General features: G+C 71.9%; 22 protein-coding genes and 2 pseudogenes. 12 read left to right on the top strand and 12 right to left on the bottom strand.

Annotated elements, in window-relative coordinates; all coding sequences use genetic code 11:
• Positions 1–153: 153 nt before the first annotated feature.
• Complete coding sequence (locus MOV08_RS02510; RefSeq protein WP_275305980.1) at positions 154–1,035, bottom strand: helix-turn-helix transcriptional regulator; 882 nt, start codon at positions 1,033–1,035, stop codon at positions 154–156.
• Positions 1,036–1,318: 283 nt separating this feature from the next.
• Between MOV08_RS02510 and MOV08_RS02505 the strand changes: the two genes are divergently transcribed.
• Both MOV08_RS02505 and MOV08_RS02500 read left to right on the top strand, forming a co-directional pair.
• Positions 1,319–1,615, top strand: coding sequence for a putative quinol monooxygenase (locus MOV08_RS02505; protein WP_039639986.1), 297 nt, complete (start codon positions 1,319–1,321; stop codon positions 1,613–1,615).
• A gap of 94 nt (positions 1,616–1,709) precedes the next feature.
• Positions 1,710–2,183: a carboxymuconolactone decarboxylase family protein gene (locus tag MOV08_RS02500; protein ID WP_275305979.1), complete on the top strand. Its 474-nt coding sequence runs from the start codon at positions 1,710–1,712 to the stop codon at positions 2,181–2,183.
• Between the two features lie 144 nt (positions 2,184–2,327).
• On the opposite strand, the pseudogene MOV08_RS02495 reads toward MOV08_RS02500, so the two are convergent.
• Positions 2,328–3,400 (bottom strand): annotated as a pseudogene (locus tag MOV08_RS02495) (SdiA-regulated/phytase-like domain-containing protein).
• Between the two features lie 403 nt (positions 3,401–3,803).
• Between MOV08_RS02495 and MOV08_RS02490 the strand changes: the two are divergent.
• The 7 genes from MOV08_RS02490 to MOV08_RS02460 all read left to right on the top strand — a co-directional run bounded on the left by MOV08_RS02490 (position 3,804) and on the right by MOV08_RS02460 (position 12,686).
• Positions 3,804–4,676 carry a protein kinase family protein gene (locus tag MOV08_RS02490; protein WP_275305977.1) on the top strand — a complete coding sequence of 291 codons (873 nt, stop codon included), beginning with the start codon at positions 3,804–3,806 and terminating at the stop codon, positions 4,674–4,676.
• Between the two features lie 4 nt (positions 4,677–4,680).
• Positions 4,681–6,861, top strand: a complete 2,181-nt coding sequence (locus MOV08_RS02485) for a protein kinase domain-containing protein (RefSeq protein WP_275305976.1) — start codon at positions 4,681–4,683, stop codon at positions 6,859–6,861.
• Positions 6,862–6,897: 36 nt separating this feature from the next.
• Positions 6,898–8,985: a protein kinase domain-containing protein gene (locus MOV08_RS02480; RefSeq protein ID WP_275305974.1), complete on the top strand. Its 2,088-nt coding sequence runs from the start codon at positions 6,898–6,900 to the stop codon at positions 8,983–8,985.
• Positions 8,986–9,121: 136 nt separating this feature from the next.
• Entirely contained in the window at positions 9,122–9,445 is a 324-nt protein-coding gene (locus MOV08_RS02475; protein ID WP_039629124.1) for a nuclear transport factor 2 family protein, read from the top strand.
• 157 nt (positions 9,446–9,602) lie between these two features.
• Positions 9,603–10,340, top strand: coding sequence for a helix-turn-helix domain-containing protein (locus tag MOV08_RS02470; protein ID WP_052286434.1), 738 nt, complete (start codon positions 9,603–9,605; stop codon positions 10,338–10,340).
• Positions 10,341–10,409: 69 nt separating this feature from the next.
• Positions 10,410–11,858 (top strand): CoA transferase, encoded by a 1,449-nt coding sequence (locus MOV08_RS02465; protein ID WP_275305972.1) that lies wholly within the window; start codon positions 10,410–10,412, stop codon positions 11,856–11,858.
• A 282-nt stretch (positions 11,859–12,140) separates the two neighbouring features.
• Positions 12,141–12,686 (top strand): EF-Tu/IF-2/RF-3 family GTPase, encoded by a 546-nt coding sequence (locus MOV08_RS02460; protein WP_275305971.1) that lies wholly within the window; start codon positions 12,141–12,143, stop codon positions 12,684–12,686.
• Positions 12,687–12,782: 96 nt separating this feature from the next.
• Here the strand turns inward: MOV08_RS02460 and MOV08_RS02455 are convergent, their stop codons facing one another.
• The 4 genes from MOV08_RS02455 to MOV08_RS02440 form a co-directional block, all read right to left on the bottom strand.
• Positions 12,783–13,520 (bottom strand): MerR family transcriptional regulator, encoded by a 738-nt coding sequence (locus MOV08_RS02455; protein ID WP_275305970.1) that lies wholly within the window; start codon positions 13,518–13,520, stop codon positions 12,783–12,785.
• Between the two features lie 44 nt (positions 13,521–13,564).
• Entirely contained in the window at positions 13,565–14,476 is a 912-nt protein-coding gene (locus tag MOV08_RS02450; protein WP_275305969.1) for an alpha/beta fold hydrolase, read from the bottom strand.
• A gap of 182 nt (positions 14,477–14,658) precedes the next feature.
• Entirely contained in the window at positions 14,659–18,951 is a 4,293-nt protein-coding gene (locus MOV08_RS02445) for a bifunctional nitrate reductase/sulfite reductase flavoprotein subunit alpha (RefSeq protein ID WP_275305968.1), read from the bottom strand.
• Between the two features lie 446 nt (positions 18,952–19,397).
• Entirely contained in the window at positions 19,398–19,748 is a 351-nt protein-coding gene (locus MOV08_RS02440; protein ID WP_039629109.1) for a winged helix-turn-helix transcriptional regulator, read from the bottom strand.
• An 89-nt stretch (positions 19,749–19,837) separates the two neighbouring features.
• Between MOV08_RS02440 and MOV08_RS02435 the strand changes: the two genes are divergently transcribed.
• The 3 genes from MOV08_RS02435 to MOV08_RS02425 are packed head-to-tail and all read left to right on the top strand — an operon-like array spanning position 19,838 to position 21,586.
• On the top strand, positions 19,838–20,155 hold the full coding sequence (locus MOV08_RS02435) for a polysaccharide deacetylase family protein (protein ID WP_239009900.1): 318 nt from the start codon (positions 19,838–19,840) through the stop codon (positions 20,153–20,155).
• 25 nt (positions 20,156–20,180) lie between these two features.
• Positions 20,181–20,663: a polysaccharide deacetylase family protein gene (locus MOV08_RS02430; protein ID WP_275305967.1), complete on the top strand. Its 483-nt coding sequence runs from the start codon at positions 20,181–20,183 to the stop codon at positions 20,661–20,663.
• Positions 20,660–21,586, top strand: a complete 927-nt coding sequence (locus MOV08_RS02425; protein ID WP_275305966.1) for an NmrA family NAD(P)-binding protein — start codon at positions 20,660–20,662, stop codon at positions 21,584–21,586. The genes MOV08_RS02430 and MOV08_RS02425 overlap by 4 nt, the downstream gene beginning before the upstream one ends.
• Positions 21,587–21,633: 47 nt before the next feature.
• Here the strand turns inward: MOV08_RS02425 and MOV08_RS44015 are convergent.
• The 6 genes and pseudogenes from MOV08_RS44015 to MOV08_RS02400 form a co-directional block, all read right to left on the bottom strand.
• Positions 21,634–21,831 (bottom strand): annotated as a pseudogene (locus MOV08_RS44015) (helix-turn-helix domain-containing protein); the annotation flags it as partial.
• A 57-nt stretch (positions 21,832–21,888) separates the two neighbouring features.
• Positions 21,889–23,055, bottom strand: coding sequence for a serine hydrolase domain-containing protein (locus MOV08_RS02420; protein ID WP_275305965.1), 1,167 nt, complete (start codon positions 23,053–23,055; stop codon positions 21,889–21,891).
• A gap of 157 nt (positions 23,056–23,212) precedes the next feature.
• On the bottom strand, positions 23,213–23,797 hold the full coding sequence (locus MOV08_RS02415; protein ID WP_275305964.1) for a hypothetical protein: 585 nt from the start codon (positions 23,795–23,797) through the stop codon (positions 23,213–23,215).
• Between the two features lie 288 nt (positions 23,798–24,085).
• Positions 24,086–24,547 (bottom strand): hypothetical protein, encoded by a 462-nt coding sequence (locus tag MOV08_RS02410; protein ID WP_275305963.1) that lies wholly within the window; start codon positions 24,545–24,547, stop codon positions 24,086–24,088.
• A gap of 80 nt (positions 24,548–24,627) precedes the next feature.
• On the bottom strand, positions 24,628–25,602 hold the full coding sequence (locus tag MOV08_RS02405; RefSeq protein WP_275305962.1) for a polyprenyl synthetase family protein: 975 nt from the start codon (positions 25,600–25,602) through the stop codon (positions 24,628–24,630).
• A 17-nt stretch (positions 25,603–25,619) separates the two neighbouring features.
• Positions 25,620–26,516 carry a phytoene/squalene synthase family protein gene (locus MOV08_RS02400; protein ID WP_275305961.1) on the bottom strand — a complete coding sequence of 299 codons (897 nt, stop codon included), beginning with the start codon at positions 26,514–26,516 and terminating at the stop codon, positions 25,620–25,622.
• Positions 26,517–26,569 lie beyond the last annotated feature (53 nt).

The following is a 26,569-nucleotide window of genomic DNA, read 5'->3' as shown; positions in this document are numbered from 1 at the left end:
TTCCTTCGCTCTCGTATATCTCCCAGCGCCGCCGAGCGGACGGAATGATCATTAGCGGTGTTTGTGGCGTCTACCGGAAAGGGAGCACCGGGTGAACTCCGCGCGGTCGTGGCCGAGGGCGCATACGAGGAGTTCGAGGGAGAGCAGCCGGCCTCAGCGTTCGGCGCCCACCGGCAGGGTTTCGCGCGCCCAGTTGGCCAGCAGCCGCAGTGCCGTCTCCGACGGGGTTCCCTCGTCGACGGTGTGGGCGATGAGTGCCTGGTCCGGATCGTCGGGCAGCCGCAGCGTCTCGAAACCCAGGTCCAGCTCGCCCACGACCGGATGACGGTAGACGTACCGGCCGTGCGTCTTGTCCTTGAGCCGGTGCTCCGCCCATGCCGTACGGAACTCCGGGCTGCCCGCGGCGAGTTCGTCCAGCAGCTCGGCGGTGTGCGGGTCGTCCGGGTGGCGTCCTGCGTCCAGGCGGAGGTAGGCCGCCACATCGCCGGCCTTGCCGTGCCAGTCGGCGTAGAGGTTGCGCATGCCCTCGTCCAGGAACACCAGCCGGGCCAGATTGCGCTGCCCGGGCGGCAGCGCTCCGAAGTCGGTGATCAGCGCCGCGGCGAGCCGGTTCCAGGCCAGGACGTCGGTGTTCCGGCCGACGATGTACGCCGGGACGTCGGGCGTGGAGTCCAACAGCCGACGCAACCCCGGCCGCACCTGCTGACGTTGGTCCTGCTCGCCTTCGCTGTCGAAGGCTCCCGTCTCCGGCCAAGGGCGGGCCAGGCGGTAGAGGTGCGCGCGCTCCACGGCGTCCAGGCGCAGGGCCCGGGCGACGGCGTCCAGTACCGCTTCCGAGAAGTGCAGGGTACGACCCTGCTCCAGCCGCACGTAGTGGTCGACGCTGACTCCGGCCAACTGCGCCAGCTCTTCCCGTCGCAGGCCCGGAACCCTGCGGCGTCCCCCGTATGCCGGCAACCCCAGCTCCTCCGGCCGCAGGCGGGCCCGGCGGGAGCGGAGGAACTCACCCAGTTCTGCACGTCGTTCCAATGCCATGCCGAAAGTATCGCCTCTTCGGTGCCCGGTGTCGCGTGCTCAGCCTGGTCATGCCGTGCCCAGGCACCGGCTGCCACTGGGGAAGCCGCCGCCGGGCGGTCACAGTTGGTGTGCGCCGCCGGAGGTCCTCGGTCCGTCACGGGACGGCCGGACCGGTACCGGCTCGGTCCGGCCGATGCCGGCCGACCGGGCGGAGACCGCCGCGGCCTTCACCGGGACGGGCGCCGGCACGGGCCCGGCCCTGACAGCCAACGTTCCCGCACACAGGAGGATCCACGACACCATGTCCCTGACCGTCATCGCCGAATGCCTGGCCGCCCCCGGGTACGAGGACCGGCTCCGCACCGCACTGGAAGCCATGATCGAACCGTCCGTGGAGGAGCCCGGCTGCCTGGCCTATCACCCCTACGCCGACCCCAACGAACCCGCCCGCATGGTGGTCGTCGAGGAGTGGGCCGATGCACAGGCCCTCGACGCGCACTTCACCACCGCCCACTTCCACCACGTCCGCCAGGTCCTGGAACGGGTCCTCGCCGAGCCGATGACGATACGGAAACTGGTGGCCGCACCCGGCGACTGAGGCAGGCGGCGGGGCTCCTCCGGCCGTCCATGTCACAGGGCGTCGAGCCATCTCGTCTCCAGGGTGTAGCCATTGACGACCACGAGGAGCAACCATGAACGCACGACTGAACTACTTCGCCGACCCGACCGCCGGAAAGGCATTCAAGCACTTCATGGCGGCGGGCAAGACGCTGAAGGACTCGCCGCTGCCGGCCTCGACGCAGGAGCTGGTGGCGCTGCGCGTCAGCCAGATCAACGGCTGCGCCGCCTGCATCGACATGCACACCAAGGAGGCCGCCGCTGCCGGTGAGTCCGCGGTGCGGCTGAACCTGGTGGTGGCGTGGCGGGAGGCCACGGTCTTCACCGACGCCGAGCGGGCCGCGCTGGCACTGGCGGAGGAAGGGACCCGGGTCGCGGATGCCGGCAAGGGGGTGAGCGACGAGGTGTGGGAGCTGGCCGCCAAGCACTACGACGAGGAGCAGCTCGCCGCCCTGGTGATCCTGGTGTCCTTCATGAACGCGGTGAACCGGCTGAACATCATCAACCAGCAGCCGGCCGGCGACTACGAGGTCGGACAGTTCCACTGACCGACAGCGGATCGGTGTCGGTGTCGGTATCGACATCGGCGTCGGCAAGGGGCTCGGGGTTCGGCTGCGGGCCCCGAGACCCCGCCAACTCGGCCGCGGCGGCGACGGCACCGCCACGGCCGGGCCGCGGTCCGGCCGTTGGTGTCAGCAGGTGATGCTGCCCCTGCGCAGTGCGTGGCCGCCGTCGTTGCTGTCGTCGGCCCAGTACACCGGCTTGGAGCCGCTGACGCAGGCGTCGGCGCCGGACACGGAGAACCCCTCGTTGTTGAGGTTGGGCATGCCGCTCGGCCGGTTGTAGACGGCCGTGGTGGCGAAGGCGCCGGAGGCGTTGACCTTCAGGGTCCGGTGCTGGCCGTCGCAGGTGTCGTCGCAGACCACCCACAGACGCGAAGCCTGCGGCTCCCACTGCAGTTCCATCACGCCGGCCATGCCGCTGTCGATGGACGCGACGCGGGTGTAGGCGCCGGAGTCCTGCAGGACGTACCCGTAGACCTTGCCGGTGCCCTCGACGCCGACGAAGAAGACCCCACCGGTGTGGCCGCCGTACCGGTTCGGGTCGTAGGCCGAGCCGGTCGACCCGTCCTTGAAGCCCGATGCGGTCAGGTAGGTGTCGGGGATCCAGGTGATGCCCTCGAAGCCGAGGTTGGAACCCACCGACGGCAGGTCGGAGGTCAGGTTCCACTCCCTGGTGGCCGCCAGGGAGGTGCCGGTACCGCTGACGTCGTACCTGAGGACGGACAGGCGACTGGTCCCGGACGCGTCGCCGTTGCGCTCGCTGGCGACGAACACGCCGCCCGGGGAGCCGGCGCCGGTGAGGGTGACGCCCTCACTGTCCGGGGTGCCGGAACCGCCGGGGAAGCGGAGCGACTTGCCGGCCGTCCACCCGTTCGCGGTGTCCGGCTTCCAACCGCCGGAACCGTCCGGGACCAGCCGCCAGAGCTTGCCGGAGTTCTGCGCGCCCCACATCACGCCCTTCTCCTGGTACAGGCCGCTGAGGTCCAGCCGGAGACGTTGACGGCGGCGGTGCCCTTGTTGTACAGCTCGATCGAGTCGTTGACGCTGCCGGTGGTCACCACCTCGTTGATGCGGATGTCGTCCGCCGGGGCGGCGTGCGCCGGAGGCGCCAGCACCGTGCCGACGACCAGCGTGGGGCCGGCGACGGCGGCGGAGAGGAAGGCGAGGCGACGGCGCCGGCGGGGAGCGCGTACTTCGGGCACGATGTCCGTCCTCCAGAGCGTGGTGACAGGGCGACAAGAGATTCCCGGTGCCTGTCGAACGACTGCCTGCGGGCGGGGGTTGGTCCTGTGAACGCCGGCCGAATTGCGGTGTGCGGACGACCGCGTGCGCCGCTGTGCCCCGGAGTGCGGCGCGGGGAACACTTCCGGCCGCTCCGTGTCTGCGCGCCGGGCGCCGGCGGTGGCCGTGGCGGTGTGAGCGGTGAGCGGCCGGGCCCGTCCTCGCGGCTATCGTCTCGCTCCTCCTGCCGGGCAAAATACGCACTTCGCACGCCGGGCGGGCGCCGGTGGGCATCCGTCGCCCCGGATGCGGCCCCGATGCCCAGGCGGGTCCGCGCCGTATATAGGCTCATGGCCGAAACAAGCCTGATGGGGGAGAAGTCGAGTGGACAGGCTGCGGCAGGACGATCCTGCGCGGATCGGGGATTTCGTGACGTTGGCCCGTCTCGACGCCGACGGCAGTCGGGGCGTTCCCGAACGTCGCTATCTGGCCCGCAGCGCCGACGGCGGACACACCGTGGTGGCGTGCCTGCCGCCGCCCGGCGGCGACCCGGCGCGGTGGGCGGCCGAGGCCCAACAGGCCGCCCGGTTGACCCAGCCCGGGTTCTGGCCGGTCGCCCAGCTCGGCGGGACGGCGGGATTCCCCTGGCACGCCGCGCCCTACCGGCCCGCCCTGCCGCTGCCGGCCGTCCTCGCCGCGCACGGCGGCCCGCTGCCGGAACCGCTCGTCCGCACGCTCGGCGGCGCCCTGGCCGAAGCCCTGGCCTCGGCCCACGTCCTGGGCATCGTGCACGGCGGCGTGTGCCCGGCGGGCGTGCTGCTCACCGCCTGCGGTCCGCTCCTGGCGTGCTTCGGCGCGACCCGCGCGCACCCGATGACCGAGACCTCGTCCGCCCACCCGACCGGGCCGGACACCGGCTGCCTGGCTCCCGAACTGGCTGCGGGCGGCCCGGTGGACCGGGCCGCGGACGTCTACGCCCTGGGTGCGGTACTCGCGTACGCGGCGACCGGGCACACCGTGCCCGAGCGGCAGGAGATCCCCGCCGGCCTGCGGGACATCGTCACCGCGTGCCGCTCGCGCGACCCACAGGGCCGACCCGAACCGGCAAGGGTGCTGGCGGAGTTGCTGCCGGGCGCGGCGTACGGCGGACTGGCCGGCGCCACCGAGCCGCTGTCGCTGCCCGGCCGGGTCGTCGAGGCGCTGTCCCGTCAGTCGGCGGAGGTCCTCGCCGCCGCACTTCCCACCCACGAGCGGTGAGGCCATGATCTCCCCACTTCTGCACGACGACCCGCACACCGTCGGGCCGTTCCGGATCCTCGCCCGCCTCGGCGGAGGCGGCATGGGCACCGTCTACCTGGCCCGTTCGGCGGGCGGCCGCACGGTCGCGGTGAAGACGCTGCACACCCGCCTGGCCGCGGACACCACACTGCGCACCCGTTTCCGGCTGGAGACGGACGCGGCACGCGTCGTCGGCTCCGAACACGGTGCCCTGGTCGTCGACGCCGACCCCCAGGCACCGACCCCGTGGATGGCGACCGAGTACGTCCTCGGCCCGCCGCTGGACACCGCCGTGGAGGCCGGCGGACCGCTGCCCGAGCCGGCCGTGCGCGCCCTCGGCGCATCCCTCGCCGCCGGGTTGGAGCAACTGCACCGGTCCGAGGTGGTGCACCGCGACCTGAAGCCGTCCAATGTCCTGGTGACGGCGCAGGGCCCGCGGATCATCGACTTCGGCATCGCCCGGGCCTTCGGCGACGAGCACCTGACGAACGTCGGCAACGCCGTGGGCACGCCCGCTTTCATGTCGCCCGAGCAGGCGGCGGGACTGGAACACGCGGCGGCGGGCGACGTGTTCGCCCTGGCCGGGGTGCTGGTCTTCGCCGCCACCGGCCGTGGCCCGTTCGGCGGCGGGGCCCCCACCGACCTGCTGTACCGCGTCCGGTTCGGCGAGCCGGACCTCGGCGGAGTCCCCGCGTCGCTGCTGCCCCTGCTCGCCCGCTGCCTGGCCAAGGACCCCGCGCAGCGCCCGTCCACCACCGAGCTGCGCACCGCGCTGGGCGGGGCTGGGTACGCCCCGGGCGACCGCGGCGGCTTCGCGGACCTGCTGCCCGACGGGGTGCTGCGGGAGATCTCCCGGCGCAGCGACGAGGTGTGGCACGAGCCGCCGCACCGCCTGCCGCCGCCGGCGCCCGCCGAGGCGCCGCGGGCCGAGACCGCCCCCGCGGCGGGCGTCTCGCGGCGGCGGCTGCTGGCCGTGGCCGGCGGCGCCCTCCTGGGCGGCGGCCTCCTCGGCGGCGGTGGCTGGGCCCTGTTCGGCGGTTCCGACGACACCGGCGGCGGCACCGCCAAGAAGGACGCCGTCGACCGGCCCAAGGCTCCGACGCCGCTGTGGAGCGCCCCGCTGTGGTGCCCGGAGTCCGGCGGCGAGGTGATGCGGGTGGGCCGCAACCTGGCCATGCGCGCGGGCATCGTGCTGTGCGGCATCAACGCCGAGTCCGGCCAGTCGACTTGGCAGGCCAACATCGAGGACATCTGGCGCTCGGCCACCGACGGAACCCGGATGTACGCCCTGCGGGGGTACCAGGAGGCGGCGTCGTTGGCGGTGTGCGAGGTCGCGCAGACCAACGGAGAACTCGGCAAGCCGCTGGTGGAACTCTCCGCGTTCGCCGGCAAGGAGCAGTACAACCAACTGCTGTGCGTGGTCGACGGCACCGCCTACCTGGTGGCCCGGGCCGCCACCGGCAAGGGCTGGTACCTGGTCGCGGCCGACCTGCGCACCGGCAAGGAACACTGGCGCAGCCCGGTGGACGACCCGCCGGCCGAGAACGTCCCACCGGCGCTGTTCGGCGGCGTGGTGGGATCCCGGGTGGTGCTGTGCGGCAGCCCGGAGAAGGACTCCAGGTTCATCCACCTCTCCGTGCACGACAAGGCCGACGGCCACCAACTGTGGCAGCTCGCCGAGACGTTCGCGGGTACCCCGCCGACCCGGCTGGTCGCCGACGACCGCAACCTCTACCTGGGCAAGGAGACCCTCACCGCCCGCCGCCTGTCCGACGGCGAGCTGGAGTGGATGTTCGGCAACGGGCGCGACGTCGGCGACAGCGCGGGCGAGGAACGGCGATACGGCACGCCCACCCTCCAGGACGGAGTGGTCTACTGCACCGAGGCCGACCGGGGACTGATCTCCGTGGACGCCCTCTCCGGCACGCTCAACTGGCAGGAACAGGGGCTGTCCGGCCGCAAGAGCAAGCGCGAGGTGGCCCCGGTCGTCGGCAGGAAGTACGCCTACTGCGCCGACGACACGGGCGTCCGCGCCGTCGACCTGCGCACCCGCAAGGCCGTCTGGACCTACCAGTCCGAACCCGTGGTCCTGACCGGCGACCCCGACGGCGGCCGGCTGTACCTCCGCCTGGAGAAGCGGACCATCGCCCTCCCGCTCGCCTGACCCCCGCCCCCTTCCCGATCCAGGAGACGACCACCTGTGAAACCCCTCGGCCAGGGAGACCCACTGCGCCTGGGCCCCTACCGCCTGCACGGCGTCCTCGGTGAGGGCGGCATGGGCAAGGTGTACTTCGGCGCGGACGCCGCCGGACGCCCCGCCGCGGTGAAGGTCCTGCTGCCGGAGCTCGCCCACGACGGGCACCTGGCCGATCGCTTCCTCCGGGAGGCGCGGACCGCGCAGGCGGTGACCAGCGAGGGCGTGGCGCGCGTCCTGGCCGCCGAGTTGGAGGGCGGCAGGCGGTGGATCGCCACGGAGTTCCTGGCCGGTCCGACGCTGGACGACGCCGTCGAGCGCTTCGGGCCGCTCGATGACGCCGCCGTGCGGGAACTGGCCCGGTCACTGGCCCGCACGCTCCAGGACGTGCACGCCACGGGGCTGGTCCACCGGGACGTCAAACCCCCCAACGTCGTCCTCACCTCGCGCGGCCCGCGGCTGATCGACTTCGGCATCGCCCGCCCCGAACACGGCCTGACCCTCACCCGCACCGGGCAGATCCCGGTCACCCCCGGCTACGGCGCGCCGGAACAGGTCCTGGGACAGCGCGTCGGACCGGCGGCCGACGTCTTCTCCCTCGGCGCGGTCCTCGCCTTCGCCGCGGGCGGCCGGCCGGTGTACATCGGCGCCGAGATCACGGCCGTCCTGTACGAGGTCGTGCACGGCGAACCCGACCTGGAGGCCGTCCCCGAGGGCCTGCGGTACCTCGTCATGCCCTGCTTCGCCAAGGACCCGTCGGCGCGTCCGCTGCCCAGCCAGGTCGCCGACGCCGCCGCGGCGCCGCGGCAGCCCGAACGGCTCTGGAAGGCCAGCCGGTTGGGCGAGGAGATCCGGCAACGGGAGGCCGCAGCACGCCGCCTGACGGCCCGTCCGACCGGCCCCTCGGCCGCCCCCGGGGACGGCACCGTCGGCGGCAACCCCCGCCTCACCCGGCGGCGGCTGCTGCTCGCCGCCGGCGGCGGGGCGCTGCTGGCCGCGGGGGGCGGCGGCACCGCCTGGTGGCTCAGCCGCGGTGACGCCCCGTCCGACCCCTTCGACATCCCCCCGCCGGCGAAGGTGCAGGCGGCGCAACTCGGCTCCGCCGAAGGCTCCCCGACCCCGCTGTGGGGCCCCGTCGAGAACGTGGCCGACGCCGGGTCACCGGCGCCGCTGCCGATACGCGACGTGGTGGTGTTCGCGGCCTCCGGCGGCGGCATCGCGGCGCGCCGGGTCGTCGACGGCCGGGAGCGGTGGCGGGTCGGCGACGCGAAGGCGGAGGCCGGCTACCTCTCGATCGGGGACCGGCTGGTGGCCACCGCCGACGGCGAGGGGACCCTGCGCACCTGGGTGGCCGCCACCGGATCCCCCCGGTGGACGGTGGACGCCCAGGTGGGCGCCCTGCTGGCCGCGGACGCCCACGCCGTCTACCTGCTGACCTCCGACGGCCGGCTGCGCTGCGTGGGGACCGACGGAAAGGTGCGGTGGACCCAGCAGCCGCCGTTGGCGCTGTCCGGCGGCCACCCCGTCGCGGCCCTCGGCGCCGGTCACCTGGTGCTGTGCACGGAGACCGGCGACATGGCCGCGGTCCGCGCGCAGGACGGTTCCCGTGCCTGGGTCCGCAAGGGACAGGCCGAAGGACCGCTGCGGTCCGCCGTCGACGGCGGAATCGCCTACCTCGGCGGCCGCACCCTGACGGCGCTGCGGATCACCGACGGCCACGAGTTGTGGTCCCAGGACCCGACACGACCGCCCAGGCGGGGCACCTACGGTTGGGGCCCGCCCACGGTGGCCGGCGGAGTGGTCTATGCCTTGGACTGCGACGCGCTGCGGTCGCTGCACTCCGACGGCAGCCAGGCCGCCGACCCGGTGATGATCGCCGGCGTCACCCCGCCGTGGCGACCACCGGTCGTCCAGGGCAACGGCGTCTGGATCGTGGAGAGCGAGGACACCGGGGTGACCGGCATGCCTCGCTCCGGAGGCAACCAGCGCCAGACCTACGCCCTCACCGGCGGCCAGTCCCGCTCCATCGCCGCCAGCGGCAACCGCCTCTTCGTCCTCAACCGCACGTCACTGCTGGCGCTGCCGGTGTACTGAGCCGTGTCCGGTGCATCCCTCCAGGATCGGCTCAGCGCCGCAGCGCGGTGCCATTCGGCGCTCACCGGTGGCGGTGCACCATGGCGTGCGGTGTGCTGCCAACGGAAGGATCCGTCCCCGTACCTCTGGAGAGACCGTGACCATCGCCCTCGACAAGCTGACCGAGCCGGCCGTGCGCGCCTTCGTGGGCGCGCTCAACGCCGGCGACCGCGAAGCCTTCGCCGCCGCCCTCACGCCCGGGGCCACCATGTCCGACGACGGCTCGGACCGCGACGTCGCCGACTGGACCGAGCGCGAGATCTTCTCCTCGGGCGGCCACATGGACGTCGAGACGCAGACACACGACGGACTCGGCCTGGTCGCCAACTACCGCAACGACACCTGGGGCGAGATGCGCACCGCATGGCGCTTCACGGTCGACGCCGGAAAGGTCAGCCGGTTCGAAACCGGGCAAGCCTAGCCCGAGGCATGCCGGCGAGCCACGGACAACGCCCCGATCGGCAGCCCGGATGCGCAACTCTTGGACACAGCCACCCGCTGGGTGGTGGGGGAAGGGATCGACGAGCCGTGTCGGCCCGAGCGGCCGTCGGCGTACGAGAAGCAGAAGGCGGGGCGGGATGAGCGAGCAGGGCCGGCGGCGGCGTCACCGTACGGTGGACCGGGTCGTATGGATCCTGGAGGCCGCCGCGCGGTCGCCGGGCGGGGTGACCGTGGCCGAGTTGGCGCGGACGGTCGAGGCGCCGGCGAGTTCGGTGCAGGATCTGGTCAACGGCCTTGTTGCGACCGGATTCCTGCTGGAGCAGCGGCGGCGCTTCCGGCTCGGGCCCGCCCCGCACGTCCTCAACCTCATCGCCGGCCGGGTCGTCCCGCGGATCAGTCAGGCCGAACTCGACGAACTGAGCCGCGTCGCGGGTACCCCGGTGCTGTTGACGGTGCGGGTCGGGCTCGACGCCGTGTACCTCGCGCGCGGCGGCGAGGACGAGATACCCCGCCTCGTGCCGCTCGCCGACCGGCACATGGCCCGGCCGCTGCTGCGTACCGCCGCGGGCCGTCTGCTGCTGGCCTTCACCGACGAGATGGAGCGTCGTGGGCTGCTCGACGAGCTCGCCCGCAACGACCCCGAGGCGGTCGCCGAGTTCCGCCACGCTCTTCCCGCGATCCGCGCGTCGCGGATCAGCCGCAGCGAGGGTCTGGCCGACCCCGAGGTCAGCGCACTCGCGATCCCCGTCACCGACGGCCCCGTCGTCACGGGAGCCCTCGCTCTGATGCACCGGCGCCGCGGCCGCTCGGAGCGGCTGCGCCTGGACCGGGCGGCGGCCCGGCTCCTCACGCACATCCAGGAGAGCCGGGCGTGACGTTCGCATCGATTCACGGATATCCGTGAATCCGGACGTGTGTGCGGTGCTGGGAACGAGCATCCCGGCATGACTTCGAACACGCTGACCACGACCGAGCCGACGCCGACGCTACCGCCCACCGGCGAGATCGTCTCCCGGCTGCTGCACACCCTCGGCGACCCCGATCCGGCCCGGGGAGCCGAGGACATCACCGTCGTCGGGGCCGACCCCCTGGTGCCCTCGGTGCACCGCCTCGCCGATGCCATGTCCGCCGCGATCGGTGTCTTCGGGCGGCAGACGGCGGCGCTCGGCGAACTGCGCGGTCACCGGCACCAGAAGGTGAAGGTACCGGCCGGAGCCGCGATCGACCAGCTCATGGCGACGTATCACACGACGCTCTCGGGACGCCCGATCGGTGTCCTGCTCGACGATCCGACGCTGCTCGGCAACAACGACTTCTACCGGGCGCGCGACGGCCGTTGGATCTTCATCATCACCACCTATCCGCATCTGCGGGACGCGGTCCACTCCGTGCTGAGGTGCGGGCTCGACAAGGTGGACATCGCGCGGGCCGCGGCCGACTGGGACGCCTTCACGCTGGAGGAAGCCATCTGCGCCCGGGGCGGCGTCGCCTGCGCGGTGCGCAGCCGGGACGAGTGGCTCGCGCACCCTGCGGGGCGGTATGTCGCGCGGCGCCCGGTCGTCGAGATCGAACGCGTCGGTGACGGACCGGTCCGGCCTCTGGAGCCGATCGGTGAGGACGATGAGGCGCTCACGGGCGTGCGGGTGCTCGATCTCACCCATGTCATCGCGGGTCCCGTATCGACGCGGCTCCTCGCCCAGTTCGGCGCCGACGTGCTGCACCTGACACGCCCCGACCGCCCCGACCCGATCCCGATGATCGCGATGACCGGCGGCGGCAAGCGCAACGCCTACTGCGACCTGCGCGACGAGCACGACCGTGCGGCCTTTCACGACGCGCTCCAGGACGCGGACGTCTTCGTGAACGCCTACCGGGGACTTGCCCGGCACGGGGCGTCGACCGAGGATCTCATCCGGCGCCGGCCCGGACTCATCACCCTCGAATACCATGCCTGGGGCGCCGACGGCCCCTGGGGCGAACGCGGCGGCTTCGACCAACTCGCCTGCTCGGCAACCGGATTCGCCCTCGAAGAGTGGACGGACCGGCCGTCGCTGCCGCCGACGTATCTGCTCAACGACTACCTCGCCGCCTACCTCGGGGCCGCCGCCGTGGCAACGGTCCTGCGCCGACGTGCGGCGGAGGGCGGCTCCTGGCGGATCCGCGTGACCTTGGCCGGGGTGTGTCACTGGGTGCAGGAACTCGGACTGCTGGCGCGGGAGGACGTACTCGATCTGCCCCGGCCGGGGCACACGCCGCTCGCCGCGCTCTCGACCACCGCGACCGACTTCGGCCCGATCACCGAACCGGCGACACCGTTCACGTACAGCGGGCGCACGGTCCCCCAACCCGGCCGGCGTTCCCCGCTCGGGTCCGCTGCGCCCCAGTGGCGCTAGGCCACTCCTACGGCACCTTCCAGGCCGTCGGCGGTGAGGCCCCGAAGCGACGGCAGGGCCCCGGGCCGGAGTTCACCCGCTACCAACGGAAAGTGCCTGCCGGATGCCCCGGCCATGACTCGTCGGACCGACCCCAGGTTGGACACCACGCGGAGATCATCAGTAGTTTCGGACCCCGTTTGCGACTGTTGCGCGCGGCCATATCGGGATCACGGGGAAGCTGTGAGTGGATCGACAGGACAGACACCGGCAGGGGTGAATGCGGTGGGTGAGTCGTTTCTGATGCCTGTCGAGGACGTCTTCCGCCGGCACCAGGGCAGGACGGTCCTGGTGACGGGCCGGATCGAGCGCGGTCGGGTGCGCATCGGCAACGAGGTCGAGGTGGTCGGACCGAGCCGCGGTCCGATCGCCGTGGTCGACGGGATCGAGGACGGCCGAGTGCGGATCGACGAGGCGAGCGCGGACATGAACGTGGGGGTGCTGCTGCGCGGCCTTGCAGCGGACGTGGTCGAACGGGGGCAGGTACTCGCGACGCCGGGCTCGATCGACACGTATGCCGCCGTCACCGCGGATATCACGCTGTTGTCCGAGGAGCAGGGCAGTACGGACGTGGTCGTCGGCGATCGGCTGTGCTTCTACACCCGCACCGCTGTGCTGTGGGGCACCGTCACCGTGCTCCACGGCACGGACGTGGTGCGGCCGCTCCACGGCGCCGGGGTGACGGTTGCACTCGAAGCGCCCGTCGCTCTGGAAGAAGGCCAGGCGTTCGCCTTCCGCCACCGCGGTCGCGCCGCCGGCTCCGGCATCGTGACGCAACTCCCGCGTTGAGCCTGACGGGCGGAGCGACAGCCGGATCGCCGTAGCCGGCAACCGTGCCGTGAAACGCGTAAGCCCGCTCCGTCGGATGTGGCCAGGGTGCCGGCGTCAGCTGTCGCGTCCGGCGGTTCGGCGCCGCTCGGCGCGGTGGGCGAGCGCATCGAGGATGCGTTGCCATGCCGGGGATGCCTCGGAGATCCGGGAAGAGACCAGCTCCCGGGACCCTGCCCGGTGGCTGTCTCGTTCGTGTGTGATCTGCCAGGCGTCCAGGTCGTCGATGAGCCGGTCCAGGCGCGGATCGCGCGGATCCCAGTCGACTGCCTCATCACAGGCGAGGTACAGGCGCGTCGTCTCGGGGTCGTCGAAGCCGGCGTTCTTCTCCCGTATCCGCTGCGGCATGGCGTGCGGGTCCAGTGCCTGCATGAGGATCCACGAGTCGCGCTCCAGTCGTACCCTCAGTTCGCTGACCCCGTGACTGCGCATCCGGTCCAGGATGGCGACCACCTCGGAGGGCAGGAAAAGCCTTTCGCCGGCGGCCAGTTCGGCGATCCTGCGGCGGTACTCGGTGAGCTGGTCGATCTTGCGCTGCAATGCGGCGTCGATGTCGGTGACGGCCGCGTCGAATTCGGCCGGCTGGGCATGCAACAGCGCGTCGATACGGGCCAGTGGCACCCCCGCATCGGCGAGGGTCCTGATCCGGATGAGATCGACCGCCGCCTGCGCGCTGTAGCGGCGGTAGCCGGAGGCATCGCGCTCGGGCTCGGGCAACAGGCCGACGTGGTGGTAGTGGCGAACGGTGCGCACGCTCACGCCGGCGGTTGCCGCGAGCTGGCCGATCGTGAGCACCGTCCTCCTCGGGTCCTCGTGAAATGTGGTCCCGCCGAGTCTAATCAGAGGCGGGCCCGGGCGACGACGTCGCGGATCGCCTGGACCACGGCATCGGGGCGGTCGAAGCAGAGCCGGTGGTGGCTGGTGTCGGAGACGATGCGTTGTTCCCCGTGCGAGACCGCGCTGACCAGGGCCGCGTCCATTCTCATGTGACCCTCGTGCATCTCCCGCAGCGTCCGCTCCGACGTCAGCACCTGCTGTGCGGGGTCGGCGCCGACCACGGTGAGCGCAACCACCGGGACGTCGGGGATGTTCGGCCCGGCCCGCAGTTCGGTGGCGAGTTCGGCCAGCTTGGTGCGCTCGGCGATGCCGATGTGGGTCCATGCGTCACTCACCTTGGCGTCGACCAGCGCTTGCCGCAGGCGCTCCGGGTAGTCCGCGAGCAACTCCGCGAACATCTCGCGCAGGGCCGGACGCAGCTGTTCCAACTGCTCCCGACCAGGCGCCATCCGCTCGACCGCGGTCAGCTGCGCCGCGGGCGGCATGAAGTCGTCCCAGTCGCGGTGGAAGGCGTCCAACCAGACCAGCCCGGCCACGTCCTGCGGGTACAGCTGCGCGAACCGGTGCGCGTAGAAGCCGCCGAGGGAGTGCGGCACCAGCACGTAGGGGGCGGCGATGTGCTGGGCGTGCAGCAGGTCGTGCAGTTCCGTGGCGACCGCGGCGGCGGTGCGCGGCAGCGGGAGGGGATCGCTGTAGCCCGTGCCGCCGCGGTCGTACACCACGGCGGTGGTGAACTGCGAAACCTGTTGCTGGACACCGAAGTAGTCCAGGCCGACCGCGCTGGCGCCGGGCAGGAACACCACGGCCGGTCCGCCGCTGCCCGACCGCTGCACGAAGACGCGGCGGCCGTCGATCTCCTGGAACCCTCCGATCGGCGGGGCGGGCCGAACCGAGGAAGTGCTGTTGTTCGTCATGCGACCAGGTTCCAACCCTGACGCACGGTCAAGGTCAACTCCTTCCGCTGGGTTGTCGTCCATTGACTGACATCCTTTGGCTGCCGTCCCCTGACTGTTGTCCCTTGACTGTTGTCCGCTGACGGCTGTCCGCTGACTGGCGTCCCTTGGCTGGTGTGCGTCGTGGGTGGGCGCAGGGGCGCTCAGTAGACGTCGCGGACGTAGCGTTTGTCGGCGGCGAGGCGCCTGACGTAGGCGGTGGCCTCGTCGGCGTCCATGCCGCCGTGCGTGGTGGCGATCTCCTTGAGTGCGTGGTCCACGTCCTTGGCCATGCGGCCGGCGTCGCCACAGACAGAGAAGTGGGCGCCGTCCTGGAGCCACTGCCACAGGCGGGCACCGTTCTCGCGCATCCGGTCCTGGACGTAGATCTTGTTGCGCTGGTCGCGGGAGAAGGCGAGGTCGAGGCGGTTGAGGTGGCCAGATGCCTGGAACTCCGCCAGCTCCTCACGGTAGTAGAAGTCGGTGGCCTGGCGCTGTTCGCCGAAGAAGAGCCAGTTGGGGCCGGTGTGACCGCGGGCCCGGCGGTCTTCGAGGAAGCCGACGAAGGGGGCCACGCCGGTTCCCGGGCCGACCATGACCATGGGGGTGGCGGGGTCGGCGGGCGGACGGAAGTGCGGTGAGCGCTGCACGAAGACCCGCACCGGGCCGTCGTCCGCACAGTCCGCCAGATAGGTCGAGCAGGTGCCCTTGCGGTCCCGGCCGAGGCCGTTGGCGTAGCGGACGACGGAGACGGTGAGCCGCACCTCGCTGGGGTGGGCCAGGGGACTGGAGGAGATGGAGTACAGGCGGGGTTGCAGACGCTTGAGCACGGCGGACCATTCCGGGGCGGACGCGCGGACGGGGAGCGCGCCGATGACATCGGCTGCCTGGCGACCCCAACTCCACCTTGCCAGGGCGTCCTTGTTGTCGGGCCGCAGCAGCCGCTTCAGGTCCTGGCTGCCGGTGCGCTCCACCACGAACTTGAGCAGGTCGGTGGTGATGCGGGCGATGTCCAGGCGGGTGCGCAGCGCCTCCTCGAAGGAGAGGCGCGCACCGTCGCCGAACTCGACGGGCTCGTCGGGGTCCGCTCCGGTCAGGGCGAGCCATTCGGCAACGAGGCCGGCACCGTTGACCGGCCACACGCCGAGGGCGTCACCGGCGTCGTAGGCGAGTTCGTGGTCACGGGTGTCGAAGGCGAACTGCCGCACCTCCTTCTGGGAACCGGGCAGGCTCAACAGCCGGTTGCCGATGAGCAGGGTGCTGAACGGCGATGCCTTGGTGTAGCCGACGGGTTCCGGAGCGGGCGGTGCGGTGGCGGCGGTGGGTGTGGTCGTGGGCGCCGCGGTGACGGCAGGGCCGGGAACGGGCGCCCCGAGCCCACCCGCGGCCGTGGAGTGACTGCCGTCGGGGGTGGCCAGGGCGGTGACCACCTGTCCCAGCCACTGCTCGGCGGTCTCCTCGAAGTCGGGCTCGCAGTCGGTGCGGCCGACGAGGCGGGTGGCGCCGAGCGCGTCGAACCGTTCGTCGAGCCGGCGGCCGTGGCCGCAGAAGTCGTCGTACGTGGAGTCGCCCAGGGCGAGCACCGCGTACCGGATGCCCTCCAGCGGGCCGATGGTGGGGGCGGACAGCGCCTGCCAGAAGTCGGCGCCGTTGTCGGGGGCGTCGCCGTCGCCGAAGGTGCTGGTGATGAGCAACAGGTCGGTGTCGGATGCGAGTTGAGCGGGCACCACGTCCGTCATGGGCAGCAGCTCCGGGGTGCGGCCCGCCGCCGTGAGGTGGGCCGCGGCGGTGCTGGCGAACTCCTCGGCGTTGCCGGTCTGCGAGGCCCACAGGATGACCAGGCGCCGGGTCGGTATGGCGGCGTCGGCTGCCGGTGACGTGGTCCGCGCGGGCCCGGGTTCGGACTCGCGGGTGGCGGGTGCCTGGGCGACGGGCACGGCGGAGCGGGAGAACATGCCGGCGAGGACGCCGCCGACCCAGAGCGCGGAACCGGGGGAGAGGGGCGCGTCGGGCGGCAGCACGGGGACGTCCCCGTCGGGCGGGTTCAGGGCGAGGCCGGCGAGATAGCCGGAGAGGTAGCGGCGCTCCGGCTCGACCAGTGGTGCAGGGGTCAGGTCGGTGATGCCGAACATCCCGGCGAGCGCGTGGACGGCGGCGTCCGACCGGGCTGCCGCGCCACCCTGGTCGGGGGCGGAGTGCGCGGGCTCGTCCTCGTGCGGGGCGGCGGCCGGCGTGACCTCGGGGCGGATGCCCGGGCGGGCCTCCGGGACGGGCGCTGCCGTCTTGGTGAGAGTGACGGCGCAGACCTTGAACTCGGGTTGGAAGGAGATCGGGTCGATGGCGTCGTTGGTGACGGCGTTGATGCTGAGGTACTCGCCGAACAGGTCGTTCCAGTGGAAGGGGGCGAAGCACGTGCCGGGCCGCACCCGGTCGGTGACCACGGCGGGAAGCACGGCACGCCCACGGCGGGAGGCGATCTCCACATGGTCGCCCGCCGCGATCCCGAGCGCTCCGGCGTCCTCGGGGTGGACCTCCACGAACGGGCCGGAGTCGAGCCTGGTGAGCTTGGCGACCTTGCCGGTCTTCGTCATGGTGTGCCACTGGTGCTGGAGGCGGCCCGTGGTGAGCATGAACGGGTAGTCGTCATCGGGGAGTTCGGCCGCAGGCAGATGCGGCCGCGCGTAGAACCGGGCGCGTCCGCTCGCGGTGGGGAAGGCCAGCCGGGGGAGCGTGCCGTCCTCGCGTTCCACCAGTGTCTGGCTGACGCCGTCGTTGAGGTAGCGGATCGGGTTGCGGTCCGGACCGTCCGCGGTCGGCGCCGGCCACTGGACCGGTGTGGTGCGCAGCCGCTCGTAGGTCACCCCGCGCAGGTCCCAGCCGGTCGTGGGATTCCACGCCTGCTTGAGTTCCTCGAACACCTCCTCGGCGGAGGTGTGGCCGAAGCCCTCGGCGAAGCCCATCTTGCGGGCCACCCTGGCGATCAGCTGCCAGTCGGGCAGTGCCTGTCCGGGCGGGTCGACGACGCCCGGCACCAGGGTGAGGTTCCGCTCGGAGTTGACCATGACGCCGTCGGACTCCGCCCACAGCGTCGCGGGCAGGACGACGTCGGCGTACGCGTTGGTCTCGGTCTCGGCGAAGACGTCCTGCGTGATGACGAGTTCGGCGGCCTCCAGACCGGCGATGACGGTCTTGCGGTTGGCGACCGAGGCGACCGGGTTGGTGCAGATGATCCAACATGCCTTGATGGCGCCGGCGGCCAGTTCCTGGAACATCTCGACGGTGCCGCGCCCGACGTCGGTACGCAGCGAGCCCTCGGGTATCTGCCACAGGCGCTCGACGAAGGCCCGCTCGGAGTCGACGAGCACGGACCGCTGACCAGGCAGACCGGGCCCCATGTACCCCATCTCCCGGCCGCCCATGGCGTTGGGTTGGCCGGTCAGCGAGAACGGTCCCGATCCCGGGCGGCAGATGGCGCCGGTCGCCAGGTGCAGGTTGACCAGGGCGTTGGTGTTCCAGGTGCCGTGGGTGGACTGGTTCAGGCCCATGGTCCAGCAGCTCATCCAGTCGCCTGCCTTGCCGATCCACTGCGCGGCCCGGCGGATGTCGTTCTCGGCGAGGCCGGTGATCTCCGCGACCCGCTCGGGCGGGAAGTCCGCGAGGAAGGCGGGTATCTCCTCCCAGCCCTCGGTGAACTCGGCGATGAACTTCTCGTCGGTGTGGCCGTTCGCCACCAGCAGGTGCAACAGGCCGTTCAGCAGGGCGAGATCGGTGCCGGGCCTGATCTGCAGGAAGAGGTCGGCCTTCTCGGCGGTGGCGTTGCGGCGCGGGTCGACGACGATCAATTTGGCGCCGGCCTTGACCCGGTCCATCATGCGCAGGAAGAGGATCGGGTGGCAGTCGGCCATGTTCGCGCCGATGACGAAGAACACGTCCGCGCGGTCGAAGTCCTGATAGGAGCCAGGCGGGCCGTCCGCACCCAGCGACAGCTTGTATCCGGACCCTGCCGAGGCCATGCACAGCCGCGAGTTCGACTCGATCTGGTTGGTGCGCACGAAGCCCTTGGCCAGCTTGTTCGCCAGATACTGCGCCTCCAGGGACATCTGCCCGGACACGTAGAAGGACAACGCGTCCGGCCCGTGCTCGCCCAGGATCGCCCGCAGCCGTCCGGCCGCCGACGCGATGGCCTCGTCCACCTCCGTCTCGACGGGCTGGGCGCCGCGCTCGGCACGCACCAGCGCCTTCGCCATGCGCCCCGGCGCGGCCATCATGTCCGCGCTGGTCGCCCCCTTCGTGCACAGGCGGCCGGCGTTGGTGGGATGCGCCTTGTCCCCGGACGCCTTGGCCACCCGGCGCCGGCCGTCGGCGGGGTCCCGCACCACGTCCAGGACGATCCCGCAGCCGACCCCGCAGTACGAGCAGACCGTGCGGACACTGCCGTCCTTCGAGCCAGATGCCACCGAAACCCCACTCCGCGGTGCGTGTGCCTTCCCGAGCCAGGACCGCCCCACCGGCGGCGGGCACGACCTACGACCAGCACCGTAGGGAGGGCGAATTTCCGGCCCGTCACATGACTGGAGCACCCGAGGTTACGCCTCCCGCACACGCCGCAACCGCACGATGTGAGGCATGTGGTCCCGTTCACGCCGGTGCCCCGCACCGGCACATGCCTGTGCGGCGCCAGACGCGACAGCACCTACCACGCCTCCACGCCTCCACGCCTCCACGCTTCGGGCCACCGGGCCACCGGGCGACGGCGCTCGATCACGACGAGCCGAGCCGCCCCACCGCCAGGAGCATGACGCGCCGGCGCTCGTGGCGGAGCGGAGGGCAGGTCCCCGTACCAGGCACCAGTCACACGCGGCCCGCACCAGGCACGGTGCCGGGCCCCACAACGGTACGCGTCCTAGCCGGTTTCGGACTCTTGGAACTCCACCACGGCCCCGCCGTGCTCGTGGGCCCACTGAGTCAGCACGGCGATCGGCTGCACCAGCGTCCGGCCCAAGTCCGTCAGCACGTACTCGACCTTCCCGGCCTCGGCATGGCGGCCGACGAGGCCGTACCCCTGCAACCGCCGCAGCGTCTGAGTCAGCACCTTCCGGGAGATCCCGCCGATCAGGTCGACCAACTCGCCGTGCCGGCACGGTTCCCGACTCAATGCGAACAACACGACCACCGCCCACTTGTCGGCGATGATCTCGATCGCCAACCGAGCCGGGCAGTCAGCGAGGAAGACACTGCCGGAGTACTCACGCACGCCCCGATGCTAGCCCGCTGCCAGGTACCTGAAGGTACCTACCGCCTCATTAGCGTCTCCAGCGGAAGCTACCGAATCAGGGGAAACGCATGAGTACAGAGATCGACTGGCCGGGCGGGAAGAAGGTCGCCGCGCTGGTCACAGTCGCGTTGGAGCTGTGGTCACCAGGGCACGGTCCCGCCTACGCGCCGATGGCCGCGGCGTGGCCGCTGTCCGGCGTCGACGACACGCACAGCGCCTCCTGGGTGGACTACGGCGTCACCACCGGCATCTGGCGGCTGCTCGACATCCTCGGTGACCTGCCCGCCACCGTCGGCATCAACGGCCTCGTCGCCGAGCGGTACCCCGACACGGTGGCGGCCGTGCACCAGGCGGGGCACGAGATCGCCGGGCACTCCTGGACTTAAGGACGTCGTACCCGCGCTGCTCGACGTGGGCACCGAGCGGGACAACATCCGCCGCTGCACCGACGTGATCGAGCGAGTCACCGGCGTTCGCCCCACCGGGTGGATGAGCCCGCGCGCCACCGGCTCGAAGCACACCTGCGATCTCCTCACCGAGGCCGGCTACCGCTGGACCGGCGACCACAACGACCACGACCTCCCGCAGGTCCTGCCCACCGCCCACGGCCCCCTGGTCTCCCTCATGCACAGTGACCACTCCGACGTCCGCAGCGCCGCGGCAGGCCCGTACACCTACCGCGACCTGCACCGTGCGCTACTGGACCAACTGCGCGCCGCCCCCGGCCCAGGCGTCTTCCACTTGGCCGTCCACGCCCACGTCGGAGGCCGACCGCTCCTCGCGGGCATGGTCGCCCAGATCCTCGACCACCTCCGTGCGTCCGGCGACGTCTGGGTCGCCACCCACGCTCAGGTGGCCGAACACGTCCTTACCCACCAGGGAGTTACGCGATGACGCACGTCCTCGTCGTGGGCGGCACCGGAGCCATGGGCAGCCATGTGATCCAGCGTCTGCTCGCCACCACCGACGCGACCATCACCGTCCCCACCCGACACCCGAAGTCCGCTCACGCCACCGAACTCGCCGCCACCGCGCCCCACCGCCTGCAACTGGTCCGCTCCGACCCAGCGGCCCTCGACGCCCTGATGGGGCAGGCCGACCGCGTGTTCGCCAACACCGACTTCTTCGCGGCGGGCAGCGCCGTGGGCGAGTACCGGCAGGGCCTGGACCTGCTGACCGCGGCGGAGCGGGCCGGCGTGGAGCGTTTCATCTGGTCCTCGTTGGACAGCGCGGTGTCGCTGACCGGCCGCCCCGTCCCGCACTTCGACAGCAAAGCCGCCGTCGCCGCCCACATCGACCTGATGCGGTCAGAGGAGATGCTCCGCAAGGAGACCGACGGCTGGTACACCAACCACGTCTCGGTACTGACCACGGCGCCGTACTTCGAGAATCTGCGCGACCGGCTCACCCCTCGACCGGACGGTCGGGGCGGCCTGGTCTTCAGGCTCCCCCTCGGCGCCGCCCACTACCCGCTCGTGGCCCTCGACGACATCGCCTGGTTCGCCTGCCACATGTTCGGCAACTGGCAGTCCTGGGGCGCCCGCGACCTCGCGGTGATCGGCGACAGCCTCGCCGGCGACGAGATCGCCGCTACCTTCACTCAGGTCACGGGCACCCTCAGCAGCTACCTCCCGATGTCGCACGACGAACTACACGCCGCCGTCCCCGACTTCGGCCACGACTACGCAGCGATGTTCCGGTTCTTCGCCGACCGCGATCTCTACCGCCGAGACCGGGACGTCACCCTTCTCCGCCGCCTCCACCCCGACTTGATGACCTTCGAAGACTGGCTGCACCACACCGGTTGGACGGGATGACCACCCACGGCCGCGCTCGTCGCTCCAACCGGCGGCGCCCCTCTCCTGCGTGCAGCCGGTCCTTGCTCGCCGGCTTCGTGCCGTATACGTCGCCGGCGTTCCACGGACCGCTCGGTGACCCGCAGTTCTTTCGCGATGTGCGAGTTCTTCTCGCCACGGGCGAAGCGGCCCGCAGCCTCCAGCCGGGTCTGTTCGCGGGCCTGCCGCCGATCGGCGTTCAGGCCACCCCCTTGTGCGTACCGGATGAACATGGCCTACCGCCGGGATCACCAGTCGTCACCAACGACCTCACGCCGGAAACTTCAGCAATGCCGGGTGGCCGCCCGCACCGCGGCCTCCGCCAGCCGGTGGTTCTCGGGGTCCGTCTCGGACCCCGAAGGGATGCCGAAGCGGCGGCGCGTGTACCCGTACGCCACGCCGCTGTCCGGGTCCGCGAAACCGAGCGAGCCCGTTGCTCCGCTGTGCCCGAAGGCGTTCGGGCCGAGGAAGGGATAGCGGCCGTCCAACGCCTCGAAGCCCAGGCCGAACACGTTCTCGTTGCCGGTGATCAGGTCGGTTCCGCGGTAGCGGACCCGGGCGAACTCGGAGATCGTCTTCGGCTTCAGCAGCGGCGCCCGACCGTCCACCGCACTGAACGCCGCGGCGTACATCCCCGCCACGCCCCGCGCGGTGCCGACCCCACCGGACGACGTGGGGCCGAGCGCCAGGACGGCACGGGTGTTGCCGAAGGCCACCAGGTCGGTCGGCGGGGTCGCGTTCTGGTTGAAGGCGACGCCCCGCACGCTGTCCGGGGCCGCCGCGTCGGCCGCGAGTCGCGCGGCCTCCTCCGGGGTGGGCAGCATCGGCAGCACGTCGGCACGGCGCGCTTCGAGCTCCTCGGGCAGGCCCAGGTGGAAGTCGAGCCCGAACGGCGCGCGGATCCGCTCCTCGTAGATCTCCTGGATCGAACGTCCGGTCACCCGCCGCACGACCTCACCGGTCAGGGCGCCGATCACGAAGGCGTGATAGCCGTACGCCGTACCCGGCTCCCAGAACGGCCGCTGCCCGGCGAGCCGTTCGGCCATCAGCCGGTCGTCGGCCAGCTCCGCGGTGCTGAACCCGCCGTCCACGCCCACCACTCCGGAACGGTGCGCGAGCAGCTCGCGCAGGGTGAGCCGGTCCTTGCCCTCCGCCCCGAACTCTGGCCAATACGAGGCCACTTCGCGATCCAGATCGAGGACGCCGTCCTGGACGAGAAGGGCGACCACGAGGTGGGCGGCGCCCTTGGTGATGGAGTGGAGACTCGTCAGTCTGTCCGGTGCGGTACCGGGACCACCCCACAGATCGACCACCCGCCGACCGCCCACCTGCACCACGAGCTGTGCCTCGGGGGAGACCCTGGCCTCGCCGAGCACCTTCGCGAACGCCTCGCGGACGCCCTCGAAGCCCTCCGCCACCGTCCCGTGTGCCCGGTCGTCGTCGCGCGCCAAGACCCACCCCTTCGTCGTTGGTCACTCGCTGGTCGAGAGAACACAACAGCGGCCCGGGAGCGGTCATTCCCGGGATGGAGGGGCGCCGGACGACGGGGCGCGGCCGCCTGCCTGCCTGCGTGTGGGGACGGGCAGGCAGGCAGCAGGCCGGCAGGCTTCAGGCGCGAGGTGGGCGGACCTCGATGACGGTGGCCGTGCCGACCGCAGGCCGACCCTCGTGCATGGTGATCACGTCACCGGGCTTCAGATGCCGCCACTGCTCGGGGCTCAGGGGAGCGAGCCGGACGTCGGCGGTCTCGCCGGGGCCGAGATCTTGGACGCACTCCACCCAAAGACGTGCGATGCGCACCTCTCGCTGTCCGTCTGCGGCGCGGCCACCGATGTCCCACAGGGGGCTGAGCTGACCATCCCCCGAGAAGGCACTCCGGCGTCCGCCCTCGTCGGCCCCCAACAGGGTCAGCCTCGCGCGGACGGTGCCGTGCCGGACTTCCCAGCCGTGCCACTCGCACCGACGACGGCTGCGGTCGAGCATCATCTGTCGAGCGGCCTCGGCGAGCGTGTCCCAGAGGGCCAGGGGTACCGGATGGACCTCCGCGATCTCGATGAGAAGGTCGAGCACCATCTCCCATTCCTGGAGCTCGATGGCTTCGCGCGCATCCTCGACCGTCATGCCGCACTCTGCCGCGGCGTCCCCGGGCAGGAGGTCGGCGACCTGCCGGAGGAGAGTGAACGCGTCATCCATGTGCGCGATTGTCGCCCGACCTCGCATGCCGTGTCATGGACAGCCCTTCGGGACCGGGTCGGTAGAGGGCCCGGCGTCGGGATCGGGACCGGGGCGGTCCCGGGAACGAGATCGGGATCGGACCGTCCCTCGACGACAGGCGCTAGCTGCGCCTGCCCACGGCGATCGTGACTGTCACATACCCCTCTCCGGGACCCCCGGGACCCGGCAGCCCGATCCACGGCTGCGTCGGCAGCAGCGGCAACCTCCCACTGGTGAGGGCGAATTGCGGCCGAACGACGCGGTGACTCATCGGCGGAGCGGCTGCGCGAGGCGCTGTGCCGACATCGCCTCGGGTCGGCGGTCCGGCCGGCGGACGAGGCCATGAACGCCGACAGCCAGCGCCCACACCAGGAGGGGGAAGGCCGCGACGCGCTCCATGCCTCCCATGCCGAGGCCGAGGTGGTGTTCGGTCAGGAACAGCCCGAAGGCCGCGATCGCCGCGCCGCCCAGCAGGCCGGTACCCCAGCGCAGTGGGCCCGCAAGACGATCCGTCAGGCTGAATGCGGCCAGCAGGAGCCCGATGTTGCCCGTCCCCATGATGAGCAGGGCGCCCAAGACATGCTGGTTCTCGTTGACGTCAGCGGGGGCCAGCCCGACCAGCACGAATCCCACGCCGGCGCCGGCCAGCAACAGCCGGGACCCGGCTGCGAGCGGTGCTCTGCGCCACACAACGCCACCGGCCAGGGCGACGCCGACGACGAGCAGCACTCCCAGGGAGACGAACGAGGCACCAGCTCCGACGCCAGCTCCGGGGTCATCCCCGGCACCGGCACCGGCATCAGTTCCGGTCACTGGTGGCGGTCGGCGGCGGAGTCCGCCAGCCAGGCGAGTCGCCCGGTGGCCGACAGGCCGTCGAGGGCCGCGCGTGCCCGGGCGGCGCAGGCCCGCGCCTGGCGTGCCGCCTCGGTGATGGCGCCGGTCCGGGCCAGCACGTCGAGCAGGTCACGGTGGGCCGTGGTGAGATCGACATTGCCGTGGAAGATCTCGGTGAGGTGTCGGCGGTCGTGGTCGTCCGCGGACTCGTAGGCGAGCAGGACGGGCAGCGTCGGCTGGCGGTTGGCGACGTCGCTGACGGCGGACTTGCCGGTCAGTGCGTCGTCGGCGGTGTACGGCAACAGGTCGTCGCGGATCTGGAAGGCCATGCCGAGCTGTTCCCCGTAGTGGTGCAGGGCGTCGATCTGCTCCGGTGTCGCGCCGGCCAGGATCGCGCCCGCCCGGCAGGCGGCGCCGGTCAGCGCGGCGGTCTTGCCGCGGATCACCTCCAGTACGGCCGACCGCCCGCAGGCCAGGTCCTCGCGGATCTCGATCTCGCGCATGCTGGCGCGGCACATGGCGTGGACCGCCTCGACGATCGCCCGGGACGCGGCCAGGACGCGATCGGCCGGGCCGCCGCGGAGCATGGCCGCCCATCCCGTGGTGAACAGCCCGTCTCCGACCAGCAGGGCCTCGGCGATGCCGAACCGTTCGGCGGTCGACGCCCGCCCGCGGCGCACCGGGTCCTGGTCGACGATGTCGTCGTGGACGAGGCTGGCCACGTGCAGGCATTCGATGGCCGCGGCGAAGGACAGCACCGACTCGGCCCGGCCTCCCACCGCCCGCGCCGATTCCATGCACAGCGTGGGGCGCAGCAGTTTGCCGCCGGGGAACAGGGCGTCCAGGCATGCCGTTTCCAACAGGTCTTCGCCACTGCCGACCGAGCGGATCAGCTCGGCTTCGATGAGCGGGATCAGGGGGTCGGTGGGCCGGGAGGCGGTGGCGGTCATGCGGGGCCTTTCGGGTTTCAGCAGGGGATGACGGTGCGCCACTGGCGCTGCCACACGTCGAACAGCGCGGAGACGGGCGGGCGTACGGGCCGGTGCAGCAGGTCGGCGCCGGCGGCGCGCACGAGGCCCAGCAGCAGCGTGCAGTGCCGGCCCATGGCGTCGGCCCAGGCACTGGCGGGACTCTCGTCCAAGGCGGTGACCAGGGCGGGGAGTCGGCGTCGGACGCGATCGGCCTCGAAGGCGATGAGTTCCGCCGTGGCCGGTGTCCAGTGTCCGGCCAGGAGGTCCTGGGCGCGGACGCCGAACCGGTCGAGGTCGTCCGCCGGCAGGTACAGCCGCCGGTCGGCCAGATCGTCGGCCAGGTCGCAGAGCACGTCGGTCAGTTGGAACAGCTCGCCGAGCTCACGCACCAACGGTTCCCAGGGGCCGATGCGGTCGGACCGCAGGACAAGCATGAGCACGACGCTCGGAGTGCCGGCGATCCCCGTCGCCCAGTGCCGCCATTCCGCATACGTCGCGGGTTGGCGCATCTCGATCTCGTGGTGCATCGCGGCGAGCATGTCCTCGGCCAGCGATCTGGGCAGGTCGAAGGCGCGGAAGGTGTGTGCCATGGCATGCAGCACCGGGTCGGCGGCACTGCCCGACTCGATCGCGGTGAGAGCCGCCGTGCCGTACGCGTCCAGGCGACGCGCCCGCTCCTCGACGGGCCCGGTGTCGGCGCACGCGTCGGCCTTGTACCCGTGGACGACCAGCGCCGCGACGTGCGGCCGGAGGACCGCCGGCACCGCCCGCAGCGCCCACCAACCCGCCCTCCCCTCATCACACTTGTGGATGTCACGGATGCACACCGTGTAGCACTGCCGCAGGACCGGGTCATGGATCCCCGCCGCGTCGAGCCATCGTCGCAACAGCACCGCAGGGCCCTCCCCTCAACTCGTCTCCGCCCGGCGCAGGCCGGGAAGTGTGC

It is taken from the genome of Streptomyces yunnanensis (assembly GCF_029011865.1).
In the GTDB taxonomy this organism is placed as follows: domain Bacteria; phylum Actinomycetota; class Actinomycetes; order Streptomycetales; family Streptomycetaceae; genus Streptomyces; species Streptomyces yunnanensis.
The sequence above is the reverse complement of the archived record's forward strand: the minus strand, read 5'-3'. Positions and strand labels throughout refer to the sequence as shown.

What these genes read in the sequence shown, in the direction of transcription:
- MOV08_RS02470 (WP_052286434.1), top strand. Translation starts at nt 9,603, where the DNA reads ATGAGCGAGCAGGGCCGGCGGCGGCGTCACCGTACGGTGGACCGGGTC.
- MOV08_RS02505 (WP_039639986.1), top strand. Translation starts at nt 1,319, where the DNA reads ATGTCCCTGACCGTCATCGCCGAATGCCTGGCCGCCCCCGGGTACGAG.
- MOV08_RS02500 (WP_275305979.1), top strand. Translation starts at nt 1,710, where the DNA reads ATGAACGCACGACTGAACTACTTCGCCGACCCGACCGCCGGAAAGGCA.
- MOV08_RS02405 (WP_275305962.1), bottom strand. Translation starts at nt 25,602, where the DNA reads ATGACCGCCACCGCCTCCCGGCCCACCGACCCCCTGATCCCGCTCATC.
- MOV08_RS02465 (WP_275305972.1), top strand. Translation starts at nt 10,410, where the DNA reads ATGACTTCGAACACGCTGACCACGACCGAGCCGACGCCGACGCTACCG.
- MOV08_RS02450 (WP_275305969.1), bottom strand. Translation starts at nt 14,476, where the DNA reads ATGACGAACAACAGCACTTCCTCGGTTCGGCCCGCCCCGCCGATCGGA.
- MOV08_RS02435 (WP_239009900.1), top strand. Translation starts at nt 19,838, where the DNA reads ATGAGTACAGAGATCGACTGGCCGGGCGGGAAGAAGGTCGCCGCGCTG.
- MOV08_RS02510 (WP_275305980.1), bottom strand. Translation starts at nt 1,035, where the DNA reads ATGGCATTGGAACGACGTGCAGAACTGGGTGAGTTCCTCCGCTCCCGC.
- MOV08_RS02485 (WP_275305976.1), top strand. Translation starts at nt 4,681, where the DNA reads ATGATCTCCCCACTTCTGCACGACGACCCGCACACCGTCGGGCCGTTC.
- MOV08_RS02425 (WP_275305966.1), top strand. Translation starts at nt 20,660, where the DNA reads ATGACGCACGTCCTCGTCGTGGGCGGCACCGGAGCCATGGGCAGCCAT.
- MOV08_RS02415 (WP_275305964.1), bottom strand. Translation starts at nt 23,797, where the DNA reads ATGGATGACGCGTTCACTCTCCTCCGGCAGGTCGCCGACCTCCTGCCC.
- MOV08_RS02460 (WP_275305971.1), top strand. Translation starts at nt 12,141, where the DNA reads ATGCCTGTCGAGGACGTCTTCCGCCGGCACCAGGGCAGGACGGTCCTG.